Below are 14,594 nucleotides of genomic sequence, written 5' to 3' on the forward strand. Positions count from 1 at the left end.
AGCGTTCTCGACCAGCAACGGGGCTTCGGTGGTGGATCTGAGGGGACTCGAACCCCTGACCCCCTGCATGCCATGCAGGTGCGCTACCAGCTGCGCCACAGACCCATCGGCCGCAAGCGGCCTGTTGGTGTTCCCCCGGTTCCCCGGAGGCACCAGTACAGCGTACACCACGCGAACACGGGGTGACGAAATCGTCGTCGCCCCCCGGGCGCGTCGCCGCTCAGGCGGAGTGTTCGGCCGCCTGCGTCTGGTCGACCGGCAGCTCGAGCGGGATGACCGGGCAGTCCGACCAGAGACGCTCGAGCGAGTAGTACTGGCGCTCTTCTTCGTGGAAGACGTGCACGACGATGTCCCCGAAGTCGATGAGTGCCCAGCGGCCTTCGCTCCGACCTTCGCGACGCAACGGCTTGGAGCCGGCCTCGAGCATGCGGTCCTCGATCTCGTCCGCGATGGCGAGCACGTTGCGCTCGTTGCGGCCGGTGGCGAGCAGGAAGACGTCGGTGAGCTGGAGCGGTCGGGTGACGTCGAGGGCGACGAGGTCCTCGGCCTGCTTGGAGTCGGCCGCTTGAGCGGCGATCTGCACGAGTTCGAGTGCGCGAGCGGAGGCGGTCACGGATTCCTTCCGGTGGTCATCACGACGTCCGGCGTCGCGATGTTCATGATGGGTCACGATCATAGGTCAGACCGCTGACACGGTGACGCCCGGTGTGAGACGAGCAGCGCGGCGCAGCGACCGGACAGCGGCTCAGGAGCCGAAGAAGTTGGTGGCGACGAGGGCGATCACGATCACACCGGCCGCGACCACGCCGACCGCGCTGGCCGCGACGGCGAGCACGACGGGCGTCTTCGAGTCCTTCGGCTTCGCCGCGGCGAGGACGACCTGCCGCGTGGAGGTGTGGCTGGAAACCGCACGGCTGGCACGGACGGGGCTGGCGTCGGTGTCCGGCTGCTCGTCCTGCTGGTCGAGCATCCGGTCGACCTCGGCGCCGTCGATCGGCCGGTGCGACCCGGTCGAGGACAGCGACGACGGCAGGTCGATCGACCCGGTGAGGATGACCTCGCCGGTGGCGTTCAGCGCACCGGTCGGGTCCGCCAGTGCCGAGTTCGGCAGGATGATCGCGCTCGACCGGGCCTCGGCGACGCGGCGCGTACCGGTCTCCTCGTCGTGCACCTCGGCATCGTTCGAGTCGTGCGCGAAGGTCGACCAGTGGCCGGCCGGCGCCTCGAACGCGGTGGTGACGGGCTTGGGCTCCCGCGTGGCGTCGGACGACGCCGGACGCGACGCCGAACCGGGCTGCGACGCGGATCCCGGACGGGCGGCGGAGGCCGGCTGTACAACCGGAGCCTCGACCGGCACGGCGGGCACGACGGGGAGCGGGACCTCGTTCGTGTCGTCGTCGTCGAGGTCGAGCGGGAACACGCCCGGCGCCGCGGCGGGCGTACCGTTCGCGGGGATGACGTCGGCAGTCGCACCGGTGCCGTCGACGGCACCACCCTCGTCCGCCGCCCGGAGGTCTTCCGGGTCGGCGTCGTGGGGCGCCCAGGTGGTGCGGTGCTGACGCGGCTCCTCAGCATGCGCCGCAGCCGCCTCGAGGGGCTCGATGGCGTCCGGCGAACCGTCGGCGGCCGTGGCCTGCTCGACGGCCGCAGGGTCGAGGTGCGAGACCTCGGGGTTCGGGTCCTGCCAGTGCGAGGACTCGCCCTCGTCACCGGCAGCGGCGTCTCCCGACCGGTCGTCGTCCTCGGCGGAGTCGTCGGCCGAACGGTCCGCGGTGTCGGTGGGAGCGGCGAACCCGAGGGGTACCAGCGGGGTCCGGCCGGCGCCCGACGAGGCCGTCTCCTCCGGGGTCGGCAGCGACGGGACCTGCGCGTCGGGGGCCGGGTCGGACAGGGTGCCGAGGACGTCCTGCACCGTCCGGTCCGAGGAGGCCGGGGTGGGGTTCTGCAGTGGGACCGGTCGGCCCCCCTGCTCCTGCGCCTCGCGGAGCAGCCGCAGCTGGCGACGGGACATCCCGCCGGTGCCGGGCACGATCTCGGTGGCGGACGCCGGCGGCAGGTCTGGCACACCCGCGGACCGCGGCACTGCCGACTGCGCGGGCGCGGCCGACCCGGGGGCGACGTGCGAACCGGGTCGACGACGGCCCTCCGGGGCGCTGTCCGCGGCGACGGTCGGCGGCGGCGTGACGGGCTGGGCACCGCCCGAGGCGGCGCGCTCGCGCTCGCGCATCTGGCGCCGCGACAGCGGCGGCTGCGCGTCGGACGAACTCATGCAACGCTCCGATACAGATGGTGCTTCGAGATGTACTGGACGACGCCGTCCGGAACCAGGTACCAGACGGGGGACCCGCTTCTCACCCGGTCGCGGCAATCGGTCGAGGATATCGCCAGCGCGGGGACCTCGAGAACACTAACGTCCCGTTCTGGGAGTCCGGTGATGCTCAGCGCGTGTCCCGGTCGTGTCACGGCCACGAAGTGCGCCAGGTCCCAGAGCCCGTCGTGGTCCTTCCAGTCCAGGATCTGTTGGACCGCGTCGGCGCCCGAGATGAACACGAGCTGCGCGTCGGGCCGCTGTTCGCGGAGGTCGCGCAGCGTGTCCACCGTGTAGGTCGGGCCCGGGCGGTCGATGTCCACCCGGCTGACCGTGAACATCGGGTTCGACGCGGTCGCGATGACCGTCATCAGATACCGGTGTTCGGCGTCGGTGACGTCGGCCTTCATGTACGGCTGACCGGTCGGGACGAACACGACCTCGTCGAGGTCGAAGTGCTTCGCGACCTCGGAAGCCGCCACGAGGTGACCGTGGTGGATCGGGTCGAACGTCCCGCCCATCACCCCGATGCGCGGCCGACCCGTGCTCTCGAGCATCGGGGGTCGGGTCAGATCTTCGAGTGGCCGAACTCGTCCACGCCGGTCTCGTGCTGCCGGGTGGCCTGGAACTTGTGCGAGTGACGGTAGGCGACGTCACGGAAGCTCCACGTGACGAACCCGAGGAAGGTGAAGAAGCAGGCGGCGACGATCGGGTAGACGATCGCGGGGACGCCGGCCGCGTGCTCGGCGGCCTCAGCGAGGAGTGACATCTGGCAGTGCTCCGATCGGTCGAGGAAGACTCCGGACCATCCTAGCCGCGGATGTGTCCCTGCCCGCGCACGAGCCACTTGGTGCTCGTGAGCTCCGGCAGCCCCATCGGCCCCCTGGCGTGCAACTTCTGCGTGGAGATCCCGACCTCGGCGCCGAAGCCGAACTCGCCACCGTCGGTGAACCGGGTGGAGGCGTTGACCATCACCACGGCGGAGTCGACGCCGGCCAGGAAGCGCTCCGCGGTGTCGACGTCGTTCGTGACGATCGACTCGGTGTGGTGTGTCGACCACTCGGCGATGTGCGCCATCGCCGCGTCGACGTCCGGCACGACGCGGATCGACAGGTCGAGGTCCATCGACTCGGTCGCCCAGTCGGCGTCGGTGGCGCGGAGGACCCCGGGGACGATCGTCCGCGTGGGGTCGTCACCGCGGAGGGTCACCCCGGCGGCGCGGAGCCGGTCGGCGAGCACGGGCAGCAGCCGCTCGGCAGCCCGCTCGTGCACCAACAGGGTCTCGAGCGCGTTGCACACGCTCGGCCGCTGGACCTTGCTGTTGAGGACGATGTCGACGGCGCGGTCGAGCGGCGCGGACTCGTCGAGGAACACGTGCACGACTCCGGCGCCGGTCTCGATCACCGGGACCTGGGACTCGGTCACGACGGTCTGGATGAGGGAGGCGCTCCCCCGCGGGATGAGCACGTCGACGAGCCCCCGTGCGCGCATGAGCTCGGTTGCTCCCTGACGTCCGAACTCGTCGATGGTCTGGACGAGTGCGCGCGGGAGTCCGACCGACGCGACGGCGTCCTGGATACGTCGGACGAGCACCGCGTTCGTCCGCTGCGCGGCCGATCCCCCGCGCAGGACGACGGCGTTGCCGGACTTCAGGGCCAGCGAGGCGATGTCGACCGTCACGTTCGGTCGCGCTTCGTAGATCGCCCCGACGACCCCGAACGGCACGCGGACCTGGGTGAGCTGCAGGCCGTTCGGCAGGACCGATCCGCGCACGTGCTGTCCGACCGGGTCGGTCAACCCGACGACCTGCTCGACCGCGTCGGCGAGGGCGTCGACCCGGGCCACGTCGAGCCGCAACCGGTCGAGCAGGCCCGAGGACAGCCCGCCGTCCTCACCCGCGACGAGGTCCTCGTGGTTGGCCGTGACGATGTCGGCGGTGCCGGCGCGCAGCTCGTGCGCGATCGCCCGGAGGGCGGCGTCCTTCACGGCGGTCGTCGCGGTCGCGAGCGCCGTGGACGCCGACCGGGCGTCGGTCAGGACGTCGACGAGGGTCGGAGCGGTGGCGGGGAGGGACATGGACCGATCGTAGTCCGGCGACCGACCGCGTGACGCGGCCTGTGGACGGACGGGAGGCGTGCCTCCAGGCCGGCGGGGCCCCGCGCTCAGGCGCGGGGTGCGGCCCGGAACCAGGTGCCGACGTGCTCGCCGCCGAGCGCGCGCTCGACGAGCGCGGTGGCCGTGACGAGGACCGCGGTGCCGGCCTCGGCCGCGAGCCGTGCGGCGGCGACCTTCGTGCCGGCTCCTCCGGTGCCGACACCGGCTGCACCGATCGAGCCGAAGGTCACCCCGGCGAGTTCGTCCCCGAACGGGACCTCGTCGATGCGGGTGGCACCGGGCTGCTCCGGCGGCTTGGTGTACAGGGCTTCGACGTCGGACAGCAGGACGAGGACGTCCGCCTCGAGCTGACGGGCCACCAGGGCTGCGAGCCGGTCGTTGTCGCCGAACCGGATCTCGTGGGTGGCGACGGTGTCGTTCTCGTTGACGATCGGGAGGACCCGGAGCTCGAGCAGCCGGTTCATCGCACGGCGGGCGTTCACCCGGTGCGTCGGGTTCTGCAGGTCCCCCGCGGTGAGCAGCACCTGGGCCGCCGTGACGCCGTGACGGTCGAGCTCCTTCTGGTACCGGAACACGAGCACGGCCTGCCCGGTCGCCGCGGCCGCCTGCTGGGTCGCGAGGTCGTCCGGTCGTCCCTCGAGCCCGAGGAACGGGAAGCCCGTCGCGATCGCGCCGGAGGACACGAGGACGACCTCGGTCCCGCGGCGGTACGCGCCGACCAGGGCGTCCACCAGTGGGCCGATCTGGGCGGCGTTGTCCCCGCTGACCGAGGACGACCCGACCTTCACGACGATCCGACGCGCGCGCGGGATGTCCGTTCGCTCGATGACGGCTCCGGCGGTGCGCTCGCTCGTGTCGGTCATGGTCGCTCCCGGGTCAGTCCCGCTCGCCGGCCGCCTGCTCGAGGGGCTCGGCAGCAGCCGTGTCGGCGCCGGTCGGGGTCGCGTCCGTGTCGACGGCGTCGTCGTCCGCCCAGAGCCCGGCCCGGCGCTCCTGCTCGAGCTCGGCGCGGGCTGCGGCCTTGGCGTCCATCCGCTCGAAGTAGTCCGCGCGACGCTCGTTGCGCGTCGGACGGGCGTTGAGGTCGAGTCGGGCGTCGGTGCCGCGGGCGCTCGTGATGAGCTCGGCGGTGGACGTGAGCGTGGGCTCCCAGTCGAAGACCATCCCGCCCTCACCGCCGATCACGACGGTCGAGCCGGCGACGGCACCGGCCTTGAACAGGCCGTCCTCGACGCCGAGCTTCGCGAGGCGGTCGGCCAGGTAGCCGATCGCCTCTTCGTTGGTGAAGTCGGTCTGCTGGACCCAGCGCTCCGGCTTCGCGCCGCGGACGCGGTAGAAGCGGTGCTCCTCGCCGCCCTCGGCACGCACCGTGAACGGCTTCGCGTCGACGGCCTTCGGGCGGATGACGATGCGCTCGACCTCGGGCTCGGCCGCACGTTCGGCCCGCGCCTGCTCGACGACGTCGGCCAGGGCGAACGTCAGCTCGCGCAGGCCCTTGTGCGAAGCGGTCGAGATCGGGAAGACGCGGTAGCCGCGCGACTCGAACTCGGCGGTCACGAAGGCTGCGAGTTCGGCGGCGTCCGGCACGTCGATCTTGTTGAGCGCGATGAGCTGCGGACGTTCGAGGAGCGGCACCTGTCCCTCGGGGACCGGGTACTGCTCGAGCTCACGGAGGATGACGTCGAGGTCGCTCACCGGGTCGCGGCCGGCGTCGAGCGTCGCGCAGTCGATGACGTGCAGGAGTGCCTCGCAGCGCTCCACGTGCCGGAGGAACTCGAGCCCGAGGCCCTTGCCCTCCGATGCGCCCTCGATGAGGCCGGGGACGTCGGCGACGGTGAAGCGGGTCGTGCCGGACTCGACGACGCCGAGGTTCGGCGTGAGGGTCGTGAACGGGTAGTCGGCGATCTTCGGCTTCGCTGCCGAGATCGCGGCGATGAGCGACGACTTCCCCGCGCTCGGGTACCCGACCAGGGCCACGTCGGCGATGGTCTTCAGCTCGAGGCTGACGTCCCCGCTCCAGCCGTCGGTGCCGAGCAGCGCGAACCCCGGGGCCTTGCGCTTCGTGGTCGCCAGCGCGGCGTTGCCGAGCCCGCCCTGCCCACCGGGGGCCACGACGACGCGGATGCCCGGCTCGGTGAGGTCCGCGAGCACCTCGCCGTCCTCGTCGTACACGACCGTGCCGACGGGGACCGGGAGCTCGAGCGTCTCACCGCTGACACCGCTGCGGTGGTCCCCCATGCCCGGCTGCCCGTTGCGGCTGGAGCGGTGCGGCGACCGGTGGTAGCCCAGGAGTGTGGTGACCTGCGGATCGGAGACGAGCACGATGTCGCCGCCGTCACCGCCGTTGCCACCGTCGGGCCCGGCGAGGGGCTTGAACTTCTCGCGACGGACGGACACACAGCCGTTGCCACCGTTGCCTGCCGTCAGGTGCAGGGTCACGCGGTCGACGAACGTCGCCATGGGTTCACTCCTGGTTGTCGTGGGGGAATACAGAAGAGGGGCAGGCACACGGCCTGCCCCTCCCGCTGATGTCGTTCGTCAGCGACTACGCGTTGACGATGTTGATGACCTTGCGGCCACCCTTGGTGCCGAACTCGACCGAACCGGCCGAGAGGGCGAACAGCGTGTCATCGCCACCGCGGCCGACGTTCGCGCCGGGGTGGAAGTGCGTGCCACGCTGGCGGACGATGATCTCGCCGGCGTTGACGACCTCGCCACCGAAGCGCTTCACGCCGAGGCGCTGTGCGTTCGAGTCGCGACCGTTGCGAGTGGAACTCGCACCCTTCTTGTGTGCCATGTCTCTGCTCCCGCCTTACGCGATCTTCGTGACCTTGACGCGCGTGAGGTCCGCGCGGAAGCCCTGGCGCTTCTTGTAACCGGTCTTGTTCTTGAACTTCTGGATGATGACCTTCGGGCCGCGGAGGTCAGCCAGGACCTCGGCGGTGACCGTCACGTTCGCGAGCTCGGCCGCGGCGGAGGTGATCTTGTCCCCGTCCACGAGGAGCACCGGCGCGAGGTCGATGTTGCCATTGTCGTCGGCCTTGATGCGGTCGATGGTGATGATCGAGCCGACCTCGACCTTCTCCTGACGGCCGCCGGCGCGCACTACTGCGTAAACCACGTGGATTCCTTACGTAACTCTGCTTGAGGGAAGTCTCGGGTGCCCACTTCTGCGCGATCCGCCCGAGTCGCCCCGGACTGCCCGGGTCACCCCGGGTCCCGGGTCACCCCGAGTGGATCGGCGACGCAGGCAGAACGGCCCGCTGACACCAGGGATCGAGAATACTCGATCCGACCAGGTGGGTCAAACGCCGACACGCGTACCATGGCGGGATGACCGTGCTGATCGATCCCCCGGCCTGGCCCGCGCACGACACGCTCTGGTCACACCTGGTCAGTGACTCATCCTACGACGAGCTCCACGCCTTCGCCGACCGGGCGGGTGTCCCACGACGTGCGTTCGACCACGACCACTACGACGTGCCGCAGGCCCGGTACGCCGAGCTGGTGGCCTCCGGGGCCTCGCCGGTGACCGGTCGCGAGCTCGTGCTGCGGCTCATCGCGAGCGGGCTGCGGGTCCCACAGCGCGACAAACGGCGCTGAGACGGCTCGGCGACGCGATCGGTCGCTCCCCCGGGCTCTGGTCACGTCGTCAGTGCGCCGGGACGGGGCCGGGAGGACGGCGCGCGGCCTGTCGCCCACGGCCCACGGCCACCGGCCGCCGCTCGGCCCGGCCGAGGCCGGCCGCGCGGCTGCGCCGCCGCTCGGCCCGGCCGAGGTCGGCCGCACGGCGCCGGGCATGACGCCACGTCGTGTCGAGGCGCGACCGCCGGCCTCAGCCCTCCGGCGGCCCGGACGGGTGGGACGGTCGGGAGCGCGGGCGTCCGAGCCAGAGCCAGGCCACTGTGGACGACCCGAGGAGCATGAGGGTGAGCGGCAGCCCGATCTGCACCGGCGTGGTCACCACGTCGACGAGCAGCCGGCCGATGCCCTGCCCGAGCGTCCCCTGACGGACGGCTTCGTACGCCCCGGTGGCGACGCCCACGAGTGCGAGCACGAGGGTGCCGCCCGCACCGGCGAGCACGGCGCGCAGCAGGACCACCGGCAACGGAGCCCTGGGTACGACGGGCACCAGGAACGCCAGCACGAGGAAGGCAGCCAGGTGGAACGGGAAGCGTGCGACGAAGACGCCCTGGACGAACGCCTCGACCAGGCTGGTCCCGCCGTGGTTCCGGAAGGGCCCGACGATCGTGCTCGTCCCGATCAGGCCGACCAGGCCCGCCACGAACTCCACCACGACGACGCTCACGACCGTGAGGGCCGCGCCCGTCGTGGCCAGTGAGGAGGCTCCTGGCACGACGACCGGCGTCCGGTACCCGGTGTACGTCCCTGCCGGCTGCGGGGCGCGCCGGGGCACGGCGGTCCAGCCGCCGTCCTGGCGGTCACGGTCCGGCACGGGACCGTGACCACCCGGACGGCGCTCGTCGGTCACGTCACTGCCCGACGATGACGGTGCCGTCGTCCTCGGTGCCCTCGGTGCCGGTGGGGTTCGCCGGAGCACTGATGCTGCCGGAGGAGACGCGACGCGACCGCGAGCGTCCCTGGCCGGGCTGCTTGGGCTCCGGGAGTGCCTGCAGGACGGAGTCGAGGAGCGACTCCGCTGCCTCCTCGCTGACCCGGCGCGGCTCGCGCTTCGCGACGCCGACCGGGATGTCGAGGATGGCGACCGTGGTGTCCGCCGGCGTGATCGCAGCCGAGGAGCTGACCCGCCGACGGCCGGCGGGGCGTTCCTTCGGCACGACCGGCGTGACGGGCTCCGCTGCGACCGGCTGCTGCGTGACGGGCTGCTGCGTGGCGGGTTCCCGGGTGCCGGAGACGGCAGCGGGCTGCTGCTCCTCGGGTGCGGCAGCGGCCTGCTGCGCGGCGGTCGTGTCACTGCTGGACGTCGTGCCCGGCAGGACGGCCTCGGCCGCGGGGGTCTCGAGCGTGGACGCCTGCTGCGCGTCACCGGCCCGGCTCCCGCGACGACGACGACGCTTCGACCCACCGGTGGACTCACTCGGCGTCTCGGCCACCGGGGCGACCGGCGACGTCGGCGAGGCGACCGTCACCGGCGACACCGGCGACACGGTCGTGGCGATCCCCGTCAGGGGCTCGCCGGACTCCTCGTGCGCGATGGTCGACGCGGCGATCCGGGAGAGCGCGTGCTTGACGTCGTCCGTGATCTGGTGCGCCGACGACTTCTGCTCGGACCCGCCGTTGCCGCCGTTGGCGGCCCCGCCGTTCCCGTTCCCGTTGCCGCCCCTGGCCTTGCGGCGGCCCTTGCTCGGACCGGGATCGGCGTTGTTGTCGTTGACCTTCGCGTTGACCTCGTCGAGTGACTCGCGCAGGCCGACACCGATCTTCTTGCGGGTCATCTGCACGAGGCCGAGCGAGGTGACCTCGGCCACCTGGTGCTTCGTGCGGTCCCGGCTCAGGCACTCGACGAGGCGGCGGAGCACGAGGTCCCGGTTCTCCTCGAGGACCATGTCGATGAAGTCGACGACGATGATCCCGCCGATGTCGCGCAGGCGGAGCTGGCGGACGATCTCCTCGGCGGCCTCGAGGTTGTTCTTCGTCACCGTCTCTTCGAGGTTGCCCCCGGAGCCGACGAACTTGCCGGTGTTGACGTCGACGACCGTCATGGCCTCGGTGCGGTCGATCACGAGCGAACCGCCGGAGGGCAGCCACACCTTGCGGTCGAGGGCCTTCTCGATCTGCTCGTTGAGCCGGTACTCCTCGAACGAGTCCGGTCCGTCGTAGATCTCGACGCGGTCCTTGAGGTCCGGCGCCACGGCCGTCAGGTACTCGTCGATCGTCTGGCGGGCGGACTCGCCGTCGATGATGAGCTTCGTGAAGTCCTCGTTGAAGACGTCGCGGACGATCTTGACGAGCAGGTCGGGCTCCGAGTGCAGCATGACCGGGGCCTGCCCGCTCTGCACCTTCTTCTCGATGGCCTCCCACTGGCTGGTGAGGCGCTGCACGTCACGGGTGAGCTGGTCCTCGGTGGCGCCCTCGGCAGCCGTGCGGACGATGACGCCGGCGTGCTCCGGGAGGACCTCCTTGAGGATCTTCTTGAGGCGGGCACGCTCGGTGTCCGGCAGCTTGCGGGAGATGCCGTTCATCGAGCCGTTCGGCACGTAGACCAGGTAGCGGCCCGGCAGCGACACCTGGCTGGTCAGGCGGGCGCCCTTGTGGCCGACCGGGTCCTTCGTGACCTGCACGAGGACCTTGTCGCCCGGCTTGAGGGCGGCCTCGATACGACGACCGTGGCTGGTGTCGACCGAGTTCCAGTCGACCTCGCCGGCGTAGAGCACGGCGTTGCGGCCGCGGCCGATGTCGACGAAGGCGGCCTCCATCGACGGCAGGACGTTCTGCACCTTGCCGAGGTAGACGTTCCCGATGAGCGAGACGTTCTGCGACTTGGTGACGTAGTGCTCCGCGAGGACGTTGTCCTCGAGCACGCCGATCTCGATCGTGGAGGAACTCGACCGGACGATCATCTGGCGGTCGACGCTCTCGCGGCGGGCGAGGAACTCGTCCTCGGTGACGACCTGACGGCGACGCCCGGCGTCACGCCCGTCCCGGCGGCGCTGCTTCTTCGCCTCGAGGCGCGTCGAGCCCTTGATGCGCTGCGGCTCGGTGATGAGCTCCGGCTCGCGGCGGCGCGGCTCCGCCTGCTCGCGGTCGCTGCTGCTCCCCCGGCGGCGGGTCCGGCGGCGGCCGCCCTGCTCGTCGCGGTCCTCGTCGTCCCAGCGATCGGACCGGTCGGCGCGCTCGCTGCGCTCCGGACGGTCGTCGCGGTCGTCGCGGTCGAAACGGTCCGCACGGCCGTAGCCGTCACCACGGCCGCCACGCTCCGGACGCTCACTGCGCTCGTACCGGTCGCGGCCGGAGCGGTCGCGCTCAGGGCGGGCCGGCAGGTCGGGCAGCACCGGGGCGTGGAAGATCAGGCTGAGCGTGCTCGTGGCCTTCGGGACGAACGGCTCGGCGGGGGTCGGCTCGGCGGTCTCGCCGGTCCGGGCCAGACGGGAGGCCCGCTCCGCGTCCGCCTCGTCGCTCGCGTCCGCCGCGCTGACGGTCGGTGCGGCACCGGACTCGTCCGGACCGGCCGCCGTGTCGTCCTGGCCGGCCGTCACGTCCTGGCCCGCGGTCTCGTCCTGCGCGGCCGTCGCGTCCTGGCCCGCGGTGTCGTCCTGCGCGGCCGTCTCGTCGTGCGCAGCGGTGCCGGTCGGCGTTGCGGTACCGGCCTGCGCGGCGGTACCGGCCGTGTCCGCGACGGTGGCGTCTCCGGTGCGGGTGCTGACGTCCTCGGCGACCGGCACGGGACCGGTGGCGGTGTCGAGCACGAGCTCGTCGGCCTCGGGCGTCTGCTCGACGTCCGCCTCGGCCGTGTCCGTCACGTCGGCGGTGTCGACGACGTCCGCGCCGTCCACGACGTCGACCGCCTCGGTCACGTCGACCGAACCGGTCACGTCGACCGACCCGGCGACATCCGGCTCGTCGTCCGAGCTGACCGTCTCGACCGCGTCCGTCGACGTGTCAGACGGCTCGTGGGCCTCCAGGCCGCCGGACCGGGCGCGGCGGCCGCCGAAGAGGCGGGTCCGGCGCTTCGGCGCGTCGTCGGTGTTCTGGTTCTGGTTCTCGTTCTGATCCACCATGGACTGGTGCACTCCTCGACCCCGCACGCACCCGGAGGGTGGCGGGAATTCTCTCGTTTCGGTGCGGGCGGCGACTCCGCCCCCGCGCTCGCTGCTGTTGCGTGACCGGTCCGTCGTCTCCGCGTCCGTCGTCGTGGGCACCCGGCTCACGGCGGCTCGGCGTCGGAGGTGACGCGTCGTCCGGTCACGGTGCTCTCTCACAGCACCATCACGTCCGGGCGGTGGCCCGGCAAGTTCTCGTCGTCGCCCGGATCGGCCGGGTGACTCCCCCATCATCGCACGCGGTCACGGAGAACGTCGGGAGCCCCGTGCGAAGATGACGCCGTGAGTTCCACGCCTGTCGCTCCCCGCCGCCCCGTCGCCGTCGCGATCCTGCTGCTCGTCACCGGCGTGGTCGGGCTCTACGCGGCCTTCCGGCTGGTCCTCGACGAGTTCGAGAAGTACGAGAACCCGCAGGCCGTGCTGTCGTGCGACGTCAGCCCCTTCGTGAACTGCTCGAACGTCATGGCGAGCGCCCAGGGACACCTGTTCGGCTTCCCCAACCCGGTGCTCGGCGTCATGGGCTTCGTCGCCCCGATCGCCGTCGGCGCGGTGCTGCTGGCGGGCTTCCGCGGGACGAAGTGGTTCTGGACGCTCTTCAACGCCGGGCTGCTCCTGGCCTGGGTGTTCGTCACGTGGCTCTTCACCCAGACCGTTTGGTTCATCGGGTACCTGTGCCCCTGGTGCATGCTCGTGTGGGCGATGACCATCCCGATGTTCTGGGTGTTCACGATCTGGAACCTGGCGAAGGGGAACCTGCCCTTCGGTGCCGGCGCCCGCCGCGTCGGCCGAGCACTGCTGCCGTTCTGCTGGGCGTTCCCGCTGGCGAACTACCTGTTCATCATCGTGGTGATCCTCGTCAAGTTCCCGACGGTCCTGACCACGCTCTGAGCCCGGGTCGGTGCCCCGTCCGACCCCGGCGGTCGTGACCGTCCGCCGACAACACCGGTGACGCGTCACCGGATTCCTGGGTGCTTCCCAGCACAGCGGCCCGATCGTGTTGCCCGCGGGCATTACGCTCGTTCCCGATGAGCGACAACGAGAGCAAGAAGGCGCGCCGGAATGCTGCGCGCGAGCGTGCCCGCGAGGCCCGCCAGAAGGAGCAGGCCCGTCGGCGTCGGAACAAGACGCTCACGATCAGCGGGATCATCGTCGGGTCGCTCGCGCTCGTCGCGGTCGTCGTGCTGGTGATCGCCAACTCGATCCAGCCCGTCGGGCCCGGACCGAAGAACATGGCGAGTGACGGCATCGTCCTGACCGGTGAGAGCGGCAAGATCGTCCCCGTCGAGACGAAGGCCATCCCCGAGGGCGGGGAGCCGACACCGACGAAGCAGGACGACTCGGTCACGAACATCACCGTGTACGAGGACTACATGTGCCCGATCTGCAACCAGTTCGAGACCGGCAACATGGACCAGATCAAGCAGTGGGTCCAGGACGGTACCGCCACGCTCGAGGTGCGCCCGTTCAACCTGCTCGACCGCGCGTCGCTCGGCTCGAAGTACTCCACCCGCTCGGCTGCCGCCGCCGCCTGCGTCGCGAACTACGACCCCGAGGCCTTCCTCGACGTCAACAGCGCGTTCTACGAGAACCAGCCGTCGGAGAACACCCGCGGGCTCAGCAACGACGAGCTGGCCGACATCGCGAAGGAGGCCGGCGCGACGAACGCGAAGGTGGAGTCGTGCATCACCGACCAGGAGTTCGCCGGCTGGGTGGCGGACGCCACGAACCGGGCGCTCACCGAGCCGCTGCCGAACTCGGACCTGCCGAAGCTGACCGGCACACCGACGGTCATCGTCAACGGGAAGCAGTACAACGGCCAGGGCACGAACTCGTGGGCCGACGCGCAGGCGTTCGCCGCCTTCGTCGAGGCGAACGGCGCCTCGGGCCAGTAACACCCGCACCGCACGACGACGGCCCCGCACTCCGAGGAGTGCGGGGCCGTTGCCGTACCGAGCGGAACTGGTCCGATCAGTCCGAGTCAGGCGAACCAGAGACCGAGCTCACGGGCGGCGGACTCGGCCGAGTCGGAGCCGTGCACGAGGTTCTGCTGGACCTTGAGGCCCCAGTCGCGGCCGAGGTCACCGCGGATGGTGCCAGGCGCGGCCGAGGTCGGGTCGGTGGTGCCGGCCAGCGAGCGGAACCCGGCGATGACGCCGTTGCCCGCGACGCGGACGGCGACGACCGGTCCGGACTGCATGAACTCGACGAGCGGCTCGAAGAACGGCTTGCCCTGGTGCTCCTCGTAGTGGCTGTCGAGCAGCTCGCGCGGCGCGGTCAGCATCTTCAGGTCGACGATCTCGTAGCCCTTCGCCTCGATCCGGCGGAGGATCTCACCGGTGAGCTGGCGGGCGACGCCGTCGGGCTTGACGAGGACGAGGGTCTCTTCGAGTTCGGACACAGCGGGACTCCCTGCGGTTCGAGGTGGGATG

Annotated in this window: 15 protein-coding genes and 1 tRNA gene; 3 read left to right on the forward strand and 13 right to left on the reverse strand. The window is 71.3% G+C overall.

Going from position 1 to position 14,594, the window contains the following annotated elements; translation table 11 throughout:
• Nucleotides 1–29 precede the first annotated feature (29 nt).
• From DEI83_RS07625 to rplU, 10 genes are all read right to left on the reverse strand, one after another.
• Nucleotides 30–105: transfer RNA gene (locus DEI83_RS07625), tRNA-Ala, on the reverse strand.
• A 115-nt stretch (nucleotides 106–220) separates the two neighbouring features.
• Nucleotides 221–613 (reverse strand): ribosome silencing factor, encoded by a 393-nt coding sequence (gene rsfS / locus DEI83_RS07630; protein WP_111081189.1) that lies wholly within the window; start codon nucleotides 611–613, stop codon nucleotides 221–223.
• A gap of 132 nt (nucleotides 614–745) precedes the next feature.
• Nucleotides 746–2,269, reverse strand: a complete 1,524-nt coding sequence (locus tag DEI83_RS07635; RefSeq protein WP_111081191.1) for a hypothetical protein — start codon at nucleotides 2,267–2,269, stop codon at nucleotides 746–748.
• Nucleotides 2,266–2,865 carry a nicotinate-nucleotide adenylyltransferase gene (gene nadD / locus DEI83_RS07640; RefSeq protein WP_111081193.1) on the reverse strand — a complete coding sequence of 200 codons (600 nt, stop codon included), beginning with the start codon at nucleotides 2,863–2,865 and terminating at the stop codon, nucleotides 2,266–2,268. The genes DEI83_RS07635 and nadD overlap by 4 nt, the downstream gene beginning before the upstream one ends.
• 11 nt (nucleotides 2,866–2,876) lie before the next feature.
• Entirely contained in the window at nucleotides 2,877–3,077 is a 201-nt protein-coding gene (locus tag DEI83_RS07645) for a hypothetical protein (RefSeq protein WP_110823838.1), read from the reverse strand.
• Nucleotides 3,078–3,118: 41 nt separating this feature from the next.
• On the reverse strand, nucleotides 3,119–4,384 hold the full coding sequence (locus DEI83_RS07650; RefSeq protein WP_111081195.1) for a glutamate-5-semialdehyde dehydrogenase: 1,266 nt from the start codon (nucleotides 4,382–4,384) through the stop codon (nucleotides 3,119–3,121).
• A gap of 86 nt (nucleotides 4,385–4,470) precedes the next feature.
• Nucleotides 4,471–5,286 carry a glutamate 5-kinase gene (gene proB / locus DEI83_RS07655; RefSeq protein WP_111081197.1) on the reverse strand — a complete coding sequence of 272 codons (816 nt, stop codon included), beginning with the start codon at nucleotides 5,284–5,286 and terminating at the stop codon, nucleotides 4,471–4,473.
• Between the two features lie 13 nt (nucleotides 5,287–5,299).
• Entirely contained in the window at nucleotides 5,300–6,883 is a 1,584-nt protein-coding gene (gene obgE, locus DEI83_RS07660) for a GTPase ObgE (RefSeq protein ID WP_258371102.1), read from the reverse strand.
• A gap of 85 nt (nucleotides 6,884–6,968) precedes the next feature.
• Nucleotides 6,969–7,220 carry a 50S ribosomal protein L27 gene (gene rpmA / locus DEI83_RS07665; RefSeq protein WP_111081199.1) on the reverse strand — a complete coding sequence of 84 codons (252 nt, stop codon included), beginning with the start codon at nucleotides 7,218–7,220 and terminating at the stop codon, nucleotides 6,969–6,971.
• A gap of 15 nt (nucleotides 7,221–7,235) precedes the next feature.
• Nucleotides 7,236–7,544 (reverse strand): 50S ribosomal protein L21, encoded by a 309-nt coding sequence (rplU, locus tag DEI83_RS07670; RefSeq protein WP_110823834.1) that lies wholly within the window; start codon nucleotides 7,542–7,544, stop codon nucleotides 7,236–7,238.
• A 212-nt stretch (nucleotides 7,545–7,756) separates the two neighbouring features.
• Between rplU and DEI83_RS07675 the strand changes: the two genes are divergently transcribed.
• Complete coding sequence (locus DEI83_RS07675) at nucleotides 7,757–8,026, forward strand: DUF4031 domain-containing protein (protein ID WP_111081201.1); 270 nt, start codon at nucleotides 7,757–7,759, stop codon at nucleotides 8,024–8,026.
• Between the two features lie 232 nt (nucleotides 8,027–8,258).
• Here the strand turns inward: DEI83_RS07675 and DEI83_RS07685 are convergent, their stop codons facing one another.
• Nucleotides 8,259–8,915 (reverse strand): hypothetical protein, encoded by a 657-nt coding sequence (locus DEI83_RS07685; RefSeq protein WP_111081203.1) that lies wholly within the window; start codon nucleotides 8,913–8,915, stop codon nucleotides 8,259–8,261.
• A 1-nt stretch (nucleotide 8,916) separates the two neighbouring features.
• Nucleotides 8,917–12,123, reverse strand: coding sequence for an Rne/Rng family ribonuclease (locus DEI83_RS07690; RefSeq protein ID WP_111081205.1), 3,207 nt, complete (start codon nucleotides 12,121–12,123; stop codon nucleotides 8,917–8,919).
• Between the two features lie 324 nt (nucleotides 12,124–12,447).
• On the opposite strand from DEI83_RS07690, the gene DEI83_RS07695 reads away from it, so the two are divergent.
• The gene (locus tag DEI83_RS07695) at nucleotides 12,448–13,053 is read left to right on the forward strand and encodes a vitamin K epoxide reductase family protein (RefSeq protein WP_111081207.1); all 606 of its coding nucleotides are present in this window, start codon (nucleotides 12,448–12,450) and stop codon (nucleotides 13,051–13,053) included.
• A 137-nt stretch (nucleotides 13,054–13,190) separates the two neighbouring features.
• Nucleotides 13,191–14,057: a thioredoxin domain-containing protein gene (locus tag DEI83_RS07700; RefSeq protein ID WP_111081210.1), complete on the forward strand. Its 867-nt coding sequence runs from the start codon at nucleotides 13,191–13,193 to the stop codon at nucleotides 14,055–14,057.
• An 86-nt stretch (nucleotides 14,058–14,143) separates the two neighbouring features.
• On the opposite strand, the gene ndk is transcribed toward DEI83_RS07700, so the two are convergent.
• Nucleotides 14,144–14,563 (reverse strand): nucleoside-diphosphate kinase, encoded by a 420-nt coding sequence (ndk, locus tag DEI83_RS07705; RefSeq protein WP_111052520.1) that lies wholly within the window; start codon nucleotides 14,561–14,563, stop codon nucleotides 14,144–14,146.
• Nucleotides 14,564–14,594: the final 31 nt, after the last annotated feature.

The organism is Curtobacterium sp. MCBD17_021 (assembly GCF_003234525.1).
Taxonomy (GTDB): domain Bacteria; phylum Actinomycetota; class Actinomycetes; order Actinomycetales; family Microbacteriaceae; genus Curtobacterium.